The 242-nt window shown below is 65.3% G+C and carries 1 pseudogene; it reads left to right on the top strand.

The window, feature by feature from the left end:
- A pseudogene (locus B4920_RS27635) lies at window positions 1-242 on the top strand (LysR family transcriptional regulator); the annotation flags it as partial.

Genomic DNA, 242 nt, shown 5'->3' with positions numbered 1-242 from the left:
GAGCAGGAGCTGGGCTTCCAGCTGTTCGTGCGGCAGACCCGGCGCATCGCCCTGACGCCGGAGGGGGAGCGGCTCTATCGCCAGGTCAGTCGCCATTTCGGCTCGGTCTGCCACGAGATCGAGGACATTCGCCACCAGGCGTTGCGTGGCAGCCTGGAGATCGGCAGCACGCCGACCTTTGCCCAGCACTGGCTGGTGCCCCGGCTCAAGGGGTTCTATGGGCTCCATCCTGAACTTAGTAT

This window comes from Zoogloea sp. LCSB751 (assembly GCF_002028455.1).
Taxonomy (GTDB): Bacteria; Pseudomonadota; Gammaproteobacteria; order Burkholderiales; family Rhodocyclaceae; genus Zoogloea.
This window is presented reverse-complemented; position numbering and strand designations above follow the sequence as displayed.